Source organism: Epilithonimonas hungarica (genome assembly GCF_900102265.1).
Lineage (GTDB): Bacteria > Bacteroidota > Bacteroidia > Flavobacteriales > Weeksellaceae > Epilithonimonas > Epilithonimonas hungarica.
Window position 1 is genome coordinate 1 of the sequence record NZ_FNBH01000004.1, and the last position, 16,466, is coordinate 16,466.

General features: G+C 36.1%; 14 protein-coding genes. 9 read left to right on the forward strand and 5 right to left on the reverse strand.

Features of this window, described 5'->3' with window-relative positions; genetic code table 11:
* Nucleotides 1-65: 65 nt before the first annotated feature.
* From BLT30_RS18105 to BLT30_RS14830, 5 genes are all read right to left on the reverse strand, one after another.
* On the reverse strand, nucleotides 66-203 hold the full coding sequence (locus tag BLT30_RS18105) for a hypothetical protein (RefSeq protein ID WP_175487206.1): 138 nt from the start codon (nucleotides 201-203) through the stop codon (nucleotides 66-68).
* Between the two features lie 326 nt (nucleotides 204-529).
* Nucleotides 530-1,615, reverse strand: a complete 1,086-nt coding sequence (locus BLT30_RS14815) for an alpha/beta hydrolase (RefSeq protein ID WP_089874362.1) — start codon at nucleotides 1,613-1,615, stop codon at nucleotides 530-532.
* The gene (locus BLT30_RS14820) at nucleotides 1,612-1,995 is read right to left on the reverse strand and encodes a hypothetical protein (RefSeq protein ID WP_089874363.1); all 384 of its coding nucleotides are present in this window, start codon (nucleotides 1,993-1,995) and stop codon (nucleotides 1,612-1,614) included. The genes BLT30_RS14815 and BLT30_RS14820 overlap by 4 nt, the downstream gene beginning before the upstream one ends.
* Before the next feature lie 99 nt (nucleotides 1,996-2,094).
* Nucleotides 2,095-2,874 carry a LytR/AlgR family response regulator transcription factor gene (locus BLT30_RS14825; RefSeq protein ID WP_089874364.1) on the reverse strand — a complete coding sequence of 260 codons (780 nt, stop codon included), beginning with the start codon at nucleotides 2,872-2,874 and terminating at the stop codon, nucleotides 2,095-2,097.
* Nucleotides 2,871-3,890, reverse strand: a complete 1,020-nt coding sequence (locus BLT30_RS14830) for a sensor histidine kinase (protein WP_089874365.1) — start codon at nucleotides 3,888-3,890, stop codon at nucleotides 2,871-2,873. Before BLT30_RS14830 ends, BLT30_RS14825 begins: the two co-directional genes overlap by 4 nt.
* A 318-nt stretch (nucleotides 3,891-4,208) precedes the next feature.
* Between BLT30_RS14830 and BLT30_RS14835 the strand changes: the two genes are divergently transcribed.
* The 9 genes from BLT30_RS14835 to BLT30_RS14875 all read left to right on the forward strand — a co-directional run bounded on the left by BLT30_RS14835 (nucleotide 4,209) and on the right by BLT30_RS14875 (nucleotide 16,404).
* Nucleotides 4,209-4,595, forward strand: a complete 387-nt coding sequence (locus tag BLT30_RS14835; RefSeq protein WP_089874366.1) for a hypothetical protein — start codon at nucleotides 4,209-4,211, stop codon at nucleotides 4,593-4,595.
* Between the two features lie 139 nt (nucleotides 4,596-4,734).
* Nucleotides 4,735-9,078: a CusA/CzcA family heavy metal efflux RND transporter gene (locus BLT30_RS14840; RefSeq protein WP_089874367.1), complete on the forward strand. Its 4,344-nt coding sequence runs from the start codon at nucleotides 4,735-4,737 to the stop codon at nucleotides 9,076-9,078.
* A gap of 3 nt (nucleotides 9,079-9,081) precedes the next feature.
* Nucleotides 9,082-10,215, forward strand: a complete 1,134-nt coding sequence (locus BLT30_RS14845; RefSeq protein ID WP_089874368.1) for an efflux RND transporter periplasmic adaptor subunit — start codon at nucleotides 9,082-9,084, stop codon at nucleotides 10,213-10,215.
* Nucleotides 10,216-10,264: 49 nt separating this feature from the next.
* Nucleotides 10,265-10,729, forward strand: a complete 465-nt coding sequence (locus BLT30_RS14850) for a heme-binding domain-containing protein (RefSeq protein ID WP_089874680.1) — start codon at nucleotides 10,265-10,267, stop codon at nucleotides 10,727-10,729.
* Between the two features lie 71 nt (nucleotides 10,730-10,800).
* Complete coding sequence (locus tag BLT30_RS14855) at nucleotides 10,801-13,308, forward strand: cation-translocating P-type ATPase (protein WP_089874369.1); 2,508 nt, start codon at nucleotides 10,801-10,803, stop codon at nucleotides 13,306-13,308.
* 224 nt (nucleotides 13,309-13,532) lie between these two features.
* Nucleotides 13,533-14,141, forward strand: a complete 609-nt coding sequence (locus BLT30_RS14860) for a Crp/Fnr family transcriptional regulator (protein ID WP_089874370.1) — start codon at nucleotides 13,533-13,535, stop codon at nucleotides 14,139-14,141.
* 65 nt (nucleotides 14,142-14,206) lie between these two features.
* The gene (locus BLT30_RS14865) at nucleotides 14,207-14,518 is read left to right on the forward strand and encodes a rhodanese-like domain-containing protein (protein WP_089874371.1); all 312 of its coding nucleotides are present in this window, start codon (nucleotides 14,207-14,209) and stop codon (nucleotides 14,516-14,518) included.
* Between the two features lie 5 nt (nucleotides 14,519-14,523).
* Entirely contained in the window at nucleotides 14,524-14,958 is a 435-nt protein-coding gene (locus BLT30_RS14870) for an OsmC family protein (protein WP_089874372.1), read from the forward strand.
* Nucleotides 14,959-15,096: 138 nt separating this feature from the next.
* Nucleotides 15,097-16,404, forward strand: a complete 1,308-nt coding sequence (locus tag BLT30_RS14875; protein WP_089874373.1) for a TolC family protein — start codon at nucleotides 15,097-15,099, stop codon at nucleotides 16,402-16,404.
* Nucleotides 16,405-16,466 lie beyond the last annotated feature (62 nt).

Genomic DNA, 16,466 nt, shown 5'->3' on the forward strand with positions numbered 1-16,466 from the left:
CTTTTTCGGTGCTGCCATAATTAAAATTACTCTTTTTATGAAAACACTCCTTAACTTTTTAATATCTAATGTCCACTTTTCGCTGACGATTTACAGTCTGAAGGATAATCATCCGCAGCTCCCGTTGTCAGTCCGGGACCTAAAAGACCGAAGAATTTTTTGATTTTTTTTGTTTGATTTTCAACCTGATGTTTTACAGACATTGTTAATTGTTTTTGAATACAATATACTATTAATTGATCATATTTTTGGACTCGTTTAGAGCCTGTTTCAATTGCATCAATAATTTTTTAATTTTAAACAACTTCAATGTTAAAATAAGATTTTCAGTAAATTAAGATTGAAGTTGATTTTTAGTAAGTTTTTAAGCTAAATGGACTTAATTTCTTGATGTTAAGAATAAATTAAAGATTTAAACATGCTTTAAATAAATAGCTTTTGATAATTAAAAAGACCTTCCAAATTCGGGAAAGTCTTTTTTAAATTATTATTTTAAATGTGTTTTATTCAAAAAAAAGCTATTTTCATATTAGTTACAGTAAGAAATTCTAGGATTTGTACTGCTTCCACATGGAAACTGATATTTAATTTGCAGATATTTAGGAGTAGGATTGTCTGTAACTTCCAGCGGAGCCATCGCTTGTCCGTTATAAGAAGGCATGGTAACTTGTGCAGACGAACCGTTGCCTAAAGCCACATTTTTGGCACTGGCATTACCGTTGAAGTTGTAATCCATCATGGCATCCAAAAGACGATATACACCATAATAATCCAATGCATCAAAAGCTTTTCTGGAACTTGGCATTACGTGGTCTGTTACATAATTGTATCCGTTAATAGTGGATGATTTAATATAAACGAAATCTTTTTCAGCATTAGAAATATTGATGTTTTTAAAAATATCAATTGCCATTCTGTGATCGTTTACATCGTCCTCGTCATAGACCTGGGTAATCATTTTGGTATTGGCGGGAAAACTTTCCAATTGTTGTTGAGTAGTCAATGAACTGTTCCAGTTAAAAGAATACCACGGAGCCATGGTGAAAAGAAAACGTCCGTTTTGTCCCCAACCTTTTTCTGTAAACGCCTTATATGCAAGATCAATACTTGCTCCACCGCCGAAAGAATGCCCCATAAAACCTACTTTCTGGGTATCGATAATATTAGGATAATCTGTAGCCGCTTTTACGAAGCCTTCCCAAAGGGTTTGGTAACGATGATCAACACTGATATCAACAGTACGGTAAGGTACAAATACCACAACATAACCCTTTTTTGCAATAAAGTTATAAAGCTCTATATTATAATCCTTGTCTTCACCACCAAAAGGATGTGAAAAGAATATCGTAGGTCTGGGAGAAGTAATTCCTTTAGGATAGAAAATAGAAACCTGTGTTCCTGCATATTGTGGATTATTAAAATCAATTTCAGCCACTTCATAGTTGCCGTCTGATCCGTATCCTGATGTCGGTTTTTGTATAGGTCCCTGAAGGGTATTGCTGATACCGAGTTTCGACTGATTATCAAGAACTTCCTCATTGTCATTAGTACTTTGAGAACATGCTGTAGTGGTAATAAGCATAATCATTACCCATGGATAAAATAGTTTTTTCATTTTCTTTTTTCTTTTAAATTTTGAATCATCTGATCTTTAATCTCCTGATACTTTTTATATTGTCCTGCATCAAGAATTTGGCTTAGAGCATTAGATTTTTCTTTCTGTAGAGCTTTTAGTTTTTTGAACTTGGAGAGTTTACCTTCATTACTCTGAATAATAGGCTCATTCTTTTGGGCATACTGAAGGTTAAGCGCAGAAACCTGCTGGATTTGTGACGTATTCAAAGCCAATTTAGTGGTCATCCATTCCGTTTGCATCTTTGCATGCTGTTCAGGAGTAGTATCCTTTAATTTTTTTGTCTGTGCCGATACATTTGTAAATGTCATATATAGAAATGCTATTATAAGAATTGGCAAAAGTTTTTGTTTTAAAAGCATCTTGGAAAATTTTAATTTTTAATGAAACAAATGTAGCAATACCCAATGTTTACTTTAATATAAAAAAAGGTGAACCGCCTAAATCTAAGGGTGAAGTTATCACTGATCCAGCCACTTTCTAAAATCCATGGCTTTTGCTTTGCTTACGATTATCTGTTCCAGAGGTAAAGGATGTACTTTCACAAGCAGTCTTCCGTTAAAAAAATATTCTACGGTGTCTACAGCATTTTTATTGATAATGAATTGGCGGTTTGCCCTGAAAAAAAGGGAAGGATTAAGTTCACGTTCCAGCTGTTCCAATGTAAATTCCACAACATATTGCCTGCCATCAGCAAGATATGCATACACTATTTCGTTGGCTGTGTAAAACCAATTGATTTTAGCTGCTTCTACGGGGATAAGTCTTCCGCAATAATGGATCAGGAATGATTTTTTGTATTGTTTTGTGGCATACTGAAGCTCGTAAAGCAAAGACTTTGTTTTAGACAGTTCGTTGTTTGCATCGGAAGCAATAAGAGTATTATATTTAAGTAAAGTTCGTAGTATTTCTTCCTTGTCAAAAGGTTTTAAAACATAATCAATACCATTGTTCCGAAAAGCCTCAATAGCATAATCATTATAGGCGGTTACAAAAATGACGGGTTTTAATATTTTCGTTCTGCTGAAAATTTCAAATGATAATCCATCTGAAAGGCGTATATCTGAAAATATCAGATCATAAATATTATCGTTTGTTTCGAACCAGTCTACTGCTTCAGCGACGCTTTGTAATGTTATAATAATCTCAATCCCAGGATTGATCTCTTTCAGGATATATTCCAGATTTCTTGCAGTAGCAGCTTCATCTTCAATAATTATGATATGTAAATTCTGTGTCATAATAAAGGAAGTTTTACTGTAAAATATTGCTCCGTTTGAAGGATTTCTATTTCCTTATGAAGTTGTAGTTTATATCTTTCATTAAGATTGACAAGACCAAGCCCGGTTCCTTCTACCTCACTAATAGTAGGTTGAAGATTATTTCGCATGATAAGCCATTTACTTTCATAATAAATTTCTACGATTAAAGGAGATGAAACTATAGCCTTGTTATGTTTAACAGCATTTTCCACCAGAGGTTGGAGTGATAAATGAAGAAGTTCTTTACTCAAAATGTTTTCGCTGATATTGATTTGAATCTGAAAGGTGTTTTCCAACCGCATTTTTACAAGTTGAATATAAGAATTCAAGTAATCAAGCTCTTTTTCAATAGTTACAAGATCATTTCCTGAACGAAGCAGGGTATATCTGAAGATTTTGGAAAGATGATGAATATAGTTTTGGGCTAAAGGCGGATTTTCCCTTATAATAGCAGAAAGACTGCTCAGCGTATTGAACAGAAAATGTGGGTTTAATTGTTCCTGAAGCAATTGCAGTTGCGCTGTAAGATAAGCAGAATTAAGCTGCTCGTTGATAAGATCTTTATTTCTGCTTTCTCGCATCAGAAGAATAAGACGGATTACTACGGCAATCATAATGGTACTGAGCAAAAAACGGACGAAATATCCCCTTATTCTGCCTCCCGGCACATGGAGAATTCCAAACCACACAGAATGGATCAAGCTTCCCAATATAATGGCTGCTAAAACTACTAAAATATTGAATGTGTAAAGTTTCCAATATTGTTTGTTCTCTCTAAACCCACTAAAAAATTTACTATCAGAAAGGTTAAGATAAAACAAGACAAGACAGAACATCAAATTGTAGATAAACTGAAAACCATATTCCCAAATATTGAACTGCCAGTAACGGGCAATAATCCCCTCACTATTAAGTGCCATCAGTTTTGCTGAATTGACGACCAGTGTAATCAGCAGGGCACTATACAGGTATATTTTTCTCTCGTTCTTAATCATTTTTACAAAGAAAGGAAAATATTGAAATTAACAATACAATAAACAGGTGAAACTGTAAAATCAGGTGGCGAAAGAATAGATTCTGAAGACCATATCGTAAAAATTAGTGGATAGCAATAGACTTAGAGTATCCTCTATATTGGGGAATTGCTAATGTTGTTCAACCGCAATTCTTATTCATTGACTTTAGAGGTATGAATTAAATCATCAGAGACTGTATTAATTGGATGGTATTAGATAAGAAAATATAATAATGGAAAACAATGATTTGGCTTATTTAAAATTATTCTTAATGAAATATTTCATAATTTTGATATAGTGAAAAAGCTGATTTCCATATTATTGTTGTCATTGTATTTGGTTTCTACAACCGAACTATATCAGCTTTTGAAAATGCCGCTTCTCATAGAACATTATATACAGCATAAAAGTCTGAATTCTGAAATGTCGTTTACTGCATTTCTGAAAATCCATTATGACCATCCGGTTAAAGATAATGATTATGATCAGGATCAGAAGCTACCGTTTGTTTCACACGCAAGTCCTCTTTCTGTCGTTTTTACCGTTAATCCAATTTTAGATCTTCATTGTATAGAAAAGACATATAATCCTATTGGCATAAAACAAATTCTTTATAAAAATGTTCTTTATAACAAGGAAATTTTAAATTCTATTTGGGAGCCCCCAAAATTTTATCAATCTTAATCTATTTTTCTCAATCATTCTCTGATTGAGGGTATTCTGCTTTGCCATAAAATATCTGCAAAAAATGTAGATGTATTCATCGTGTGCTTCAGAGTACCTAAAACTTATCTCAATAATTAAGATTAATAATCAATCATTTATGCTTACAAAAATCATTGAGTTTTCTGTAAAGAATAAACTCATTATTGCATTGTTGGTATTAGGGCTTATTGGAATTGGTTCCTATCAGGTCACTAAATTACCGATAGATGCGGTACCCGACATAACCAATAATCAGGTACAGGTTATTACCATTGCACCTTCTTTTGGGGCAACGGATATAGAACGACTTGTTACCTTTCCTATAGAACAGGCCAATAATAATATCTCAGGACTAAAAGAGATCCGAAGTTTTTCCAGATTCGGGCTGTCTCTTGTTACCATTGTTTTTGAAGATGATGTTGACATTTATTGGGCCAGACAGCAGGTTGCGGAAAGGCTTCAGCAGGTTCAATCCGTCATTCCTCAAGGTATAGGAACGCCACAGTTAGGACCCATTTCTACAGGACTGGGCGAGATCTATCAATATGTGGTAAGACCCGAAAAAGGTTACGAAAAACAATACAATACTACAGAGCTGAGAACCATACAGGATTGGATTGTGAGAAGGCAGCTACTGGGTGTGAAAGGTGTCGCGGAAGTCAGCAGTTTTGGCGGAAAGCTGAAACAATATGAGATTGCCGTGAATCCCGATAGACTAAACGCTTACGGGATTACCATCAACGATGTGTTTGATGCCCTGAATACCAATAACCAAAATACTGGCGGTGCCTATATCGAAAAAGGACCAACGGTTCTTTACATCAGAAGCGAAGGTTTAATAGGTAATATTGAAGATATTCAAAATATTGCCATTGCAACCAAAAAGAATGATATTCCGTTGTTTATTCGGGATGTTGCGAAGGTTAAAACAGGTTTTGCTACCCGTTACGGAGCAATGACCTATAATGATCAGGGTGAAGTTTCGGGAGCTGTGGTGATGATGCTTAAAGGCGAAAACAGCAATCAGGTCATTAAAAATGTTAAAGAAAAAATAGCTCAAATACAGAAAACACTTCCAAAAGGAGTAGTGATAGAACCTTTCCTTGATCGCACAAAAATGGTAAACAATGCCATAGGAACAGTAGAAAAAAACCTGACAGAAGGTGCTTTAATCGTCGTTTTTGTATTGGTTCTTTTCCTCGGGAATTTTCGGGCAGGATTGCTTGTAGCATCAGTAATCCCTTTGGCCATGCTATTTGCGATATGTATGATGAATCTTTTCGGGGTTAGCGGTAACCTGATGAGTCTCGGCGCACTGGATTTTGGTTTGATTATAGACGGCGCAGTGATTATTGTAGAATCGGTACTGCATCAGTTCAGTCATAATTCAAAGTTTAAAAAAATGTTTTCAGTCGGAAAACAGGAAATGGATAGCATCGTTATAGACTCAGCTGGGAAAATGATGAATAGTGCTGTTTTCGGACAGATTATTATCTTCATTGTTTATCTCCCGATTCTTACTTTGCAGGGCATCGAAGGAAAAATGTTCAAACCTATGGCGGAAACTGTAGCCTTTGCATTGCTAGGAGCTTTCTTACTTTCATTAACATATATTCCGATGATGAGTGCTTTATTACTAAGAAAAAAAAGCAGCAAGCCCGGATTTTCGGATAGAATGATGAAGAATGTGGAACAGATTTATCTTAAAGCCCTTCTGAAAGTCCTTAGGATTCCGAAATTAATTTTTTTCGCAGTTGTAATATTATTTTTATTGGCAGTTATTATCCTGAGCAGGCTGGGAGGCGAATTCATCCCTTCTCTGGAAGAAGGTGATTTTGCAGTAGATACCAGAGTATTACCGGGCAGCAATCTTACGACAACCATAGAAAGTACCCAAAAAGCTGCTCATATCCTGAAATCCAGATTTCAGGAGGTAGAAAAAGTGGTTACAAAAATAGGAAGTGGTGAGGTCCCTACTGACCCAATGCCGATGGATGCGTCGGATATGATGGTCATTCTTAAGGATAAAAAAGAATGGACTTCAGCCACTACTTTTCCGGAATTAGCAAATAAAATGAGCAAAGAATTGCAAGATGTCCCGGGAGTTACGGCGAGTTTTCAATTTCCGGTTCAGATGCGTTTTAATGAGTTGATGACGGGTGCAAGGCAAGATGTAGTTGTGAAAATTTTTGGTGACGATCTGGATGTTCTTTCTCAGAACGCACAGAAACTTGGCAAAATAATAGAAACGGTAGAAGGAACCCAGAATCTGTACATAGAGCCAATCTCTGGAATGCCACAGGTAATTATAGAATACAACCGTCCTTTGATAGCACAGTATCACCTGTCAATTTCGTATATCAACAGGATTGTGAATGCTGCTTTTGCAGGACAGAGCACAGGTTTGATTTTTGAAAGAGAAAAACGTTTTGATATGGTTGTCCGCGTTGATTCTAACGATCGTAAAAACGTGAATGATATTAAAAATCTTCTTGTTCCAACTCCTTTTGGAAATCAGATTCCGCTTTCGCAACTGGCAAAAGTAGAAGTGAAAAATGGTCCGAACCAAATCCAAAGAGAAAATGCACAAAGAAGAATTGTCGTAGGATTTAATATTAAAGGACGAGATGTACAGAGCATCGTAGAAGAACTCCAAGGTAAGGTGGACAAAGAGATGAAACTCCCTACCGGTTATTATATGACATACGGAGGCTCCTTTGAAAACCTGAATAATGCCAAACAACGCCTTATGGTAGCCGTTCCTATTGCGTTGGCTCTTATTTTTGTAATGTTGTTTTTTGCATTCAAATCTATTAAAGAAAGTTTACTGATTTACACGGCAATCCCACTTTCCATTATTGGAGGCGTATTTCTTTTGGCTCTTCGGGGGATGCCTTTTAGTATCAGCGCAGGAGTCGGTTTTATTGCACTTTTCGGGGTAGCCGTACTGAATGGTATTGTTTTGATTTCAGAATTTAACCGACTTTACAAAAGCGGTATCCGAAATATTGTAAGAATTGTTGTTGATGGCGGTGAGTCCCGACTGCGCCCCGTGCTGATGACGGCTTTCGTGGCATCGTTAGGTTTTATCCCGATGGCGGTAAGCAACGGTGCAGGAGCAGAAGTGCAACGTCCACTGGCAACGGTTGTTATCGGAGGATTGATGGTGGCAACATTCCTTACCTTATTTGTTTTGCCCCTGCTATACGTAACTATTGAAAAAGGATTTAAAATGAAAAAAAGAAATAATAAAAATATCGTAACATTAGTAATTTTAGTTTGTAGCTTATTAGGATTCCAAGCCAAATCCCAAACTCCGATCAGTTTGCAGAACGCAATTAATCAAGCATTGGAAAACAACAGAAATCTAAAGAACGAGAAACTAAAGGCAGAATATTCCAAAGTATTGATAAAATCCGCTTCGGATATTCCGCAGACTGCCGTTACTATGGATTACGGACAGATTAACAGTGCGTATAATGATATGAAATTCGGGGTTGTCCAAAGCATAGCTTTTCCAACGGTGTATAAAAAACAAAAAAATGTGTATACCGAAGAATGGAAAAAATCTCTGCTTAATGTTTCTTTAAAAGAATTTGAACTCAAAAAAGCGGTTAGTTATACCTTCTATGATATTTTATATTGGAAAGAAAAAGAAAAGCTGCTAAACGAAACTTTGAAGCTCTATTCCGATTTTTTTGATAAAGCAAACCTGCGTCTGAAAGCTGGAGAAAGTAACATTCTGGAAAAAACTACCGCTTCTAATCAGAAATCTGCCATTGAAATACAGCTAAAACAGGTGCAGCAGGAATTAGCTGTATTGCATCACCAGTTTCGTTGGCTTTTGAACAGCGAAGGAGATTTTACCCCGAACGACTCAAAATATTTTGCAGCCAGTTTAAAAAATGATCTGAACGAACATCCTTTGCTCAAAATTTTACAACAGCAGAAAAATGTATCTGCCGAACAAATTTCACTGGAAAAAGCAAAAATGTTACCCGGCCTGCAATTGGCGTATAACCTGAACAGTTTTAAAGGTATGGGAGCAGATGACAAAGTGTACAACGCTACACCACAGTTTCATTCGGTGCAGGTGGGTGTTGCTATTCCTGTTTTTTTCGGTGGACAAAAAGCCAGAATAGAAGCGGCAAAAGTTGCAGGAACAATTGCTGAAAATGAACTGAAAAATGCTGAATTTAATTTGAATAACCAACTGAAAAAGGCCAGCGAAATCTATCAGGCAAGTTTGGACATTGTTTCCCGCTACGAAACTTCGGAACTGAAAAATGCCGATACCATTACCGAAACGGCAAGAAGACAATTTCTGGCAGGAGAAATCAACTATCTGGATTTTGTAATAGTGGTCAATCAGGCAGTAGCTCTAAAAAATAATTATGCCGATGCTGTCTGGAAGCTCAACCAAAGTGCTATAGAATTCGAATACCTTAACTTAAATCCTTAACAAATGAAATCAAATTCAATATATATCTTATTAATCAGTTTTTCTCTACTCATCCAATGTAAAAAAGAAGAAGCTCCGAAGCAGGAAAAAAATCTCCCGAAAGACGAAAATATAGTCAATTTAACCGATGCCCAGATGAGAAATGCACCGATAGAAACAACAACACTTTCGTTAAAAAATATTGCTTCTACCCTGAAATTAAATGGAATGATCGATGTTCCGCCGCAAAATCTGGTTTCCGTAAGTATTCCTCTTGGAGGCTATCTGAAATCCAGCAATCTGCTTCCGGGAATGCCGGTATCTAAAGGTCAGGTGATTGCCGTGATAGAAAATCCACAGTTTATCCAGCTTCAACAGGATTACCTCATGGCAAAATCCAAAGCACGTTTTGCAGAATTGGATTACACCCGTCAAAAAACCCTGAATCAAAGTCAGGCAAGCAGCGATAAAGCCATGCAACTTGCCCAATCTGAAATGAACAGTCAAAGAATTTTAATGAATTCATTGTCGCAACAGTTAAGACTCATCAATATCAATCCTGAATCTTTAAAATCGGGAAGCATTACGAAAAGTGTACCTGTTTATAGCTCGATTAATGGTTTTGTGAGCAAAGTGAATGTTAATATCGGGAAATATGTAAATCCTTCGGATGTGCTATTTGAACTTATAAATCCGGATGACATTCATCTAAACCTCAAAGTTTATGAAAAAGATCTTCAGAGTCTTAGAAAGGGACAACGTTTTGTGGCTTATACCAATGCAGATCCGTCCAAAAAATATTATGGCGAAGTATTTTTAATTAGTAAAGATATTAATCCCGGAGGTTTGGTAGATGTGCATTGCCATTTTGATAAGTATGACCACAATCTGGTTCCGGGTATGTATATGAATGCAGAGATAGAAACCAGCACTTCTTTTTCCAATGCCATTTCCGAAGACAGTGTGGTAAATTTTGAAGGGAAGGACTTTGTTTTTGTGGAAGAAAAAAAGCAAACTTATAGGCTCACTCCTGTAACATTGGGAGATACTGAAAACGGTTTTGTTCAGATTCTGAATTTTAATGATTTTAATAATAAAAAAATCGTAACCAAAAATGCCTATACACTTCTTATGAAGCTTAAAAATACAGAAGAATAGCTTTTGATAAATGAATAAGTACTTTAAAAATCAAGTAAAATATAAAATAATGAAAACATCATCTTTAATAAAAACAGGAGCCGGATTTGTTATACTATTGATAATTGCTATTCAGTTTTTTGATACGGATAAAAATATATCAGCTACTCCTTCGGAAAATGCAATTGAAAAACATTATCAGGTGTCATCTCATGTACAGAGTTTATTAAAAACAAGCTGTTATGACTGTCATTGTAACAATACAGCTTATCCATGGTATAATCATATACAGCTGGTAAAATGGTGGTTGGCAGATCATGTCAATTCAGGAAAGAGGCATTTGAATTTTGATGAATTTAATACCTATACTAAAGAAAGAAAATTGAAGAAATTAGATGAAATTGTCGAAACCGTTAAAGAGGGAGAAATGCCGCTTAGTTCGTATACAATAATCCATCATAATGCAAAATTATCTTCCACGGATAAATCGGAAATAGAAAAATGGGTGGTTCAGGTTAAAAAGGAGATCAATTAATAATTAAAATCATCAATATTATTCTGTTATGACAAAAACATTCAGTAATTTTAATACTACATCCATTTCACATGAATTATAATATCCCTGAAAATCTCAAAGGTCTTACAGAAGCGGAAGTGGAAGCTTCCCGAAAAAAATACGGATATAACCGGCTTGAAGCGGTTAAAAAAGAAACATGGGCAGATATGCTTATTGATATTCTGAAAGAACCCATGCTTATTTTATTGATATGTGTTTCACTTATCTATGTAATCATAGGTGACTATGGTGAGGCTTTATTTATGTTGGTTGCGATAATAGGAGTTACGGCTATCTCTTTCTATCAGGATAACCGAAGTAAAAAGGCCCTGGAAGAACTTGAAAAATTGAACGAGCCTTTAAGTACGGTCATAAGAAATTCAAAGATTATTAAAATACCCACTTTTGAAATTGCTGTGGGAGATCTCTGTATTACCGAAGAAGGAAATCTGATCAATGCAGATGGTACCATTGTACATAGCAATGATTTTTCCGTTAATCAGTCTTCACTTACAGGGGAGAGCTTCTCTGTTTTTAAAGACAGCAAATCAGAAGATAATAAAGTATATAGCGGAACAATTACTGTTTCCGGACTTGCAGTTTTTGAGGTAGAGCAAATAGGAAAAGAAACCAAAGTAGGAAAAATAGGACAGTCTATACTGGGGATAAAGGAAGAAATATCTCCTTTACAGCTCCAGATCCGGAATTTTGTAAAAGGTATGGCTATTATTGGGCTGATTATCTTTATGGCGGTATGTATTTTTAGTTATATTAAAACGGAAGACTTTGTGACCAGCTTATTAAGCGGTTTGACTTTGGCGATGTCTGTACTTCCTGAGGAAATTCCTGTAGCTTTTACCACCTTTATGGCTTTGGGGGCCTGGAAGCTGATGCGGGAAGGAATTATTATCAAACGAAGCAGTATTGTCGAAACGTTGGGAAGTGTTACAGTGATATGTACAGATAAAACGGGAACAATTACCGAAAACTCAATGCAGCTAAAGCATCTTTATGATTATAAGTCTGATACGATTTACGAACAGGAGAATTTCAAAACAAAAGAGCTGGATGAACTTATTGATTATGCGATGTGGAGCAGTGAACCAGTTCCGTTTGATCCGATGGAAATAACCTTACATAAGATTTATGAGCAGACTCAGGATTCTGACGACAGAAAAAATTATCAGTTATTTCATGAATATCCGTTGGAAGGAAAACCTCCTATGATGACCCATCTTTTTGAAAATGAACAAAAAGAGAGAATTATTGCGGCAAAAGGTGCTCCTGAAGCAATCCTTACTGTTTCTGAACTTTCAGAAGAGGAAAAGAATAAAATCAGAAATATTGTAAAAGAATTTGGTGAACAGGGATATCGGGTTCTTGGAGTTGCTAAATCTCATTTCGAAGGAAATAATTTCCCTGAAAACCAACAGGATTTTAGTTTTGAATTTTTAGGACTGACCGCATTTTATGATCCTCCAAAAAAAGAAATAAAAGAAGTTCTTCAGCATATTTATAACGCAGGGATTAAGGTAAAGGTAATTACGGGGGATAATGCGGATACCACAAAGGCCATTGCATTGCAGGCCGGGATTATCAATAATGCTCCGGCCGTTAATGGGAGTGACGTCACCGCAAGTTCAGAAGATGATTTAATGAAGCTTTCTGAAAAAACGACTCTGTTTACAAGAATGTTTCCTGAAGCAAAGCTTGAAGTGGTGAATGCGCTGAAAGCACAGGGTAACGTAGTGGCCATGTTGGGAGATGGAGTGAACGACGGACCTGCATTAAAAGCTGCCCATATAGGAGTCGCAATGGGAAATAAAGGAACCGAAATTGCCAAATCAGCAGCAGCACTCGTCATTACGAATGATGATCTTGAAAAGCTGGTAGTAGGAATTGCTGCGGGGCGGAGAATTTATGCCAATATCAAAAAAGCTGTTCAGTATATTATTTCTATTCATATTCCCATTATCCTTACAGTTTCTTTGCCTTTATTCCTGGGATGGGTATTCCCTCACATATTTACTCCGGTTCACGTTATTTTTCTTGAACTGGTAATGGGACCTACCTGTTCTATTGTATATGAAAATGAGCCTATTGAAAAAGATGAAATGCAAAGACCTCCAAGAGTGCTTACAGATACATTTCTGAACTGGAGGGAGCTTATGGTAAGTATTATTCAGGGACTGGTTATCACAGCTGGAATACTATGGATATATCAACATTCTGTCCATCTGGGGAATGATGAGCCTACAACAAGAGCTTGGGTGTTCAGTACTTTAATATTTGCGAATATTTTACTGAGTTTGGTAAATCGATCTTTCCATTACAGTATTTTTGAAAGCTTTAAAAATCGTAATTATTTATTAGCAGGGATTTCCGTGTTGGTTCTTGTATTATTGTTTGTTATTCTATATGTAAAGCCGGTATCAGGATTTTTTAGTGTAGCGCCTCTTACAGTAAAAGAATTAGGATTGACATTCCTTACTGCTGCAGTTTCTGTGTTTTGGTTTGAGATTTATAAGCTTCTAAAAAGGCTTTTGGAAAGGAAATAAAAAATAATGATTCTTAACCATAAGGAAACGGAATAATTGAAGATGATTTTAGAGAGAAACCATAGTCTTTTTTATTGGTTTACTATCGAAAAGTTCATTATAGTACTGAAGGATGTTTAAAAGTTGTAGGATAAACATATAATACCTTTAAATATATGATTTTTTATTAATAAAAGAATGACTAAATGCAAAAGTAAAATGATTAATTATTTTTATATTTGAGAATGAATATTTATGAAATAGTAGATCCTGAATTCAAGAAAGAAATTACGGAGAGTCGTGACTTAAAACTGTTCCCTGCGGGTACTGTAATTTTAGATATTGATTCCTATGTAAATTATATTCCGCTAGTGATGTCAGGTAGTGTTAAAGTCGTACGGACAGAAGAAGATGGAAGAGAAATTCTTCTCTATTATCTGACTCCGGGAGAAAGTTGTATCTCATCGATACTTTCCGGGCTTACACAGGATACCTCAAAAGTTAAGGCTGTAGTAGAGGAAGATGCCGAAATTTTAATGCTTTCTTTAGTAAAAGCTAAGGAGTGGCTTACAAAATATCCGGAATGGTCAACTTTTGTCTTTGAACTTTACCACAAAAGATTTGAAGATCTGGTTACGATGGTCAACTCTATTGCTTTCCAAAAAGTAGATGCAAGGATTCTCTATTTATTAGATCAGAAATCCCAACTATACAAGTCTAAAGAACTTAATGTAACCCACCAGCAATTGGCGGACGAACTCGGAATTACAAGAGAAGCCGTTAGCCGTGTTCTCAAACAGATTGAAACGGACGGTAAAATAAAACTTTCCCGAAATAAAATTACCCTATTGTAACCTTCATCACTGACAGGCTTTTATCCACACCTTACATTTGTATCATCAATTTAAAAATCAATAAAATGTTAGATGCAATAAAAAACCTTTTCGGAATGGAGAAAACCGACTATGCGGCGCTTTTAAAAGAAGGTGCTGTAATCCTTGATGTAAGAAGCAAAAGCGAATATGACGGAGGACATATCAAAAATTCTATCAATATTCCTGTTGACCAGCTTCAGAAGAATCTTTCGAAACTGAAGGATAAAAAAAAACCTATTATTACCTGTTGTGCCTCGGGAATGAGAAGCGCTTCGGCTAAAAGCATTCTTCAGAATAATGGCTATAAAAATGTACACAATGGCGGTGGATGGTCAAGTTTAAACAATAAAATCTAATACTGATGGAAGCACATTTTTATAACGTAAACATTTCCTGGAAACAGGACAGGAAAGGGGAAATGTCTTCACCGGAACTTTCTCAATCTGTAGAAATCGCAACACCTCCGCAGTTTTCGAAAGGAGTAGAAAATATCTGGTCACCCGAACATCTTTTCACCGCAGCAGTAAGCAGTTGTCTGATGACGACTTTTCTGGCAATTGCAGAAAATTCTAAATTGGATTTTGTAAATTTTGAATGCAGTTCTAAGGGAAAATTAGAACAGGTTGAAGGAAAATTCCTGATGACAGAAGTTATTCTGGAACCTGTCGTTACTATAAAAAATGAATCGGACAGAGAAAAGGCTGAACGTGTTCTCCAGAAATCCGAAGCGAACTGTTTGATATCTAATTCGGTGAAGTCTAAAATTACAATGATTCCGCAAATAAGTTTGATGTAGTGTTTATTTCCATAGTTTATAATGTGACCGCCTTTGCAGGCGGTTTTTTTATTGATGCTTCGAAAAAAATCTCTTATGTAACTTTCATCACTGTACACGTGATTCCGCCAATCTAATTTTGTCTTAAAATTAGAAAGAATGAAAAAAGTGTTCACCTTCATCATTTCAACAAGCTTTTTTGCTTCGGCATTTTCACAGCAAACCGTAATGATTTCCAGAGCCGAAATTGAATCCAAATCGCTCGACGAAAACCTTCAGGTCAAAATGGCAAAAAGCGAAGCCAGCCTTGCTCAAACCGAACTTCTAGGAACACGTGCAATGTATCTTCCGAATGTGACCGCATCTTACACCTTTACCAATACCAATAATCCTTTAATGGCGTTTGGCTCGAAGCTGAATCAGGAACGTATTACAATGATGGATTTCAATCCGGATAATCTGAACAGTCCAAAAAGCATCTCCAATTTTGGGACAAAAGTTGAAGTTCAGCAGCCGATTATCAATATGGATGCGGTGTATCAGAAGAAAGCAGGACAAATCAAAGCCGATGTTCTAAACATAAAAACCGAACGCACCAAAGAATATGTGCAGTTTGAGTTGAAGAAAGCCTATATGATGCTTCAGTTGGCGTACAAAATGAAAGAAACGCTGGAAAATGCAAAGGAAACAACACTTGCCAACAAAAAGGTCATCGATAATTATTTTAAAAACGGAATGATTCAGAAATCGGAAGTTTTGTATATGGATGTTCGTATTAGTGAAATCGACAGCCAGATTCAGTTGACAGATTCCAATATCAAAAATGCTTCGGATTATCTCTATTTTCTGTTGAATGAAGATTCAAAAGACAAAATTTTAAAACCGACCGAACCTTTGCAATATAATGGAAATTTGGTTGAAAACGACTTTTCATTAAATACTTCCCGAAAGGATTTGGAAGCGTACAATAAATCGTTGGAAGCCTGTATTTTAATGATAAAATCGTCCAAAGCAAAATTTCTTCCGAAACTGAACGCTTTTGGAAGCTGGGAAATGTACGACAACAAAATTGTGCAATTTGATGCCAATGGATATTTGGTCGGATTTCAGTTATCTTGGAATGTTTTCGATGGTCTGAAGTCAAAATCCGAACAGGAAAAATACAAATCCGAACTCCATAAAGCCCAGACCGAAATCGAACAATACACCAAGCAAAGTCAGTTGGAACTCAACAAAGCAGTGAGGTCGGTTCAGGATGCAGACTCCAAAGTTACGTTCACGAAACAAGCTTGGGAACAGAGCCGGGAAGCCTATAGAATCAAAAAAAACCGGTATGACCAGGGCTTGGAAAAATCAGCGGATTTGCTTTCTGCCGAAACGTTGATGTCCCAAAAAGAGCTGGAATATCAGCAAGCCATTTTCGAGCATAACACAGCAATTGCTTATCTGGAATTTTTGAAGAAATAAATCATCAAAAAATAGTGTCATTCTGAATGAAGTGAAACGGAATGAAGAATCTTTACGATGTA

Bases quoted from the DNA above. Each gene is read 5' to 3' on its own strand.
- BLT30_RS14850 (WP_089874680.1), top strand. From the start codon at position 10,265: ATGAAAACATCATCTTTAATAAAAACAGGAGCCGGATTTGTTATACTA.
- BLT30_RS14870 (WP_089874372.1), top strand. From the start codon at position 14,524: ATGGAAGCACATTTTTATAACGTAAACATTTCCTGGAAACAGGACAGG.
- BLT30_RS14865 (WP_089874371.1), top strand. From the start codon at position 14,207: ATGTTAGATGCAATAAAAAACCTTTTCGGAATGGAGAAAACCGACTAT.
- BLT30_RS14855 (WP_089874369.1), top strand. From the start codon at position 10,801: ATGAATTATAATATCCCTGAAAATCTCAAAGGTCTTACAGAAGCGGAA.
- BLT30_RS14845 (WP_089874368.1), top strand. From the start codon at position 9,082: ATGAAATCAAATTCAATATATATCTTATTAATCAGTTTTTCTCTACTC.
- BLT30_RS14860 (WP_089874370.1), top strand. From the start codon at position 13,533: ATGAATATTTATGAAATAGTAGATCCTGAATTCAAGAAAGAAATTACG.
- BLT30_RS14830 (WP_089874365.1), bottom strand. From the start codon at position 3,890: ATGATTAAGAACGAGAGAAAAATATACCTGTATAGTGCCCTGCTGATT.
- BLT30_RS14875 (WP_089874373.1), top strand. From the start codon at position 15,097: ATGAAAAAAGTGTTCACCTTCATCATTTCAACAAGCTTTTTTGCTTCG.
- BLT30_RS14840 (WP_089874367.1), top strand. From the start codon at position 4,735: ATGCTTACAAAAATCATTGAGTTTTCTGTAAAGAATAAACTCATTATT.
- BLT30_RS14815 (WP_089874362.1), bottom strand. From the start codon at position 1,615: ATGAAAAAACTATTTTATCCATGGGTAATGATTATGCTTATTACCACT.
- BLT30_RS18105 (WP_175487206.1), bottom strand. From the start codon at position 203: ATGTCTGTAAAACATCAGGTTGAAAATCAAACAAAAAAAATCAAAAAA.
- BLT30_RS14825 (WP_089874364.1), bottom strand. From the start codon at position 2,874: ATGACACAGAATTTACATATCATAATTATTGAAGATGAAGCTGCTACT.
- BLT30_RS14820 (WP_089874363.1), bottom strand. From the start codon at position 1,995: ATGCTTTTAAAACAAAAACTTTTGCCAATTCTTATAATAGCATTTCTA.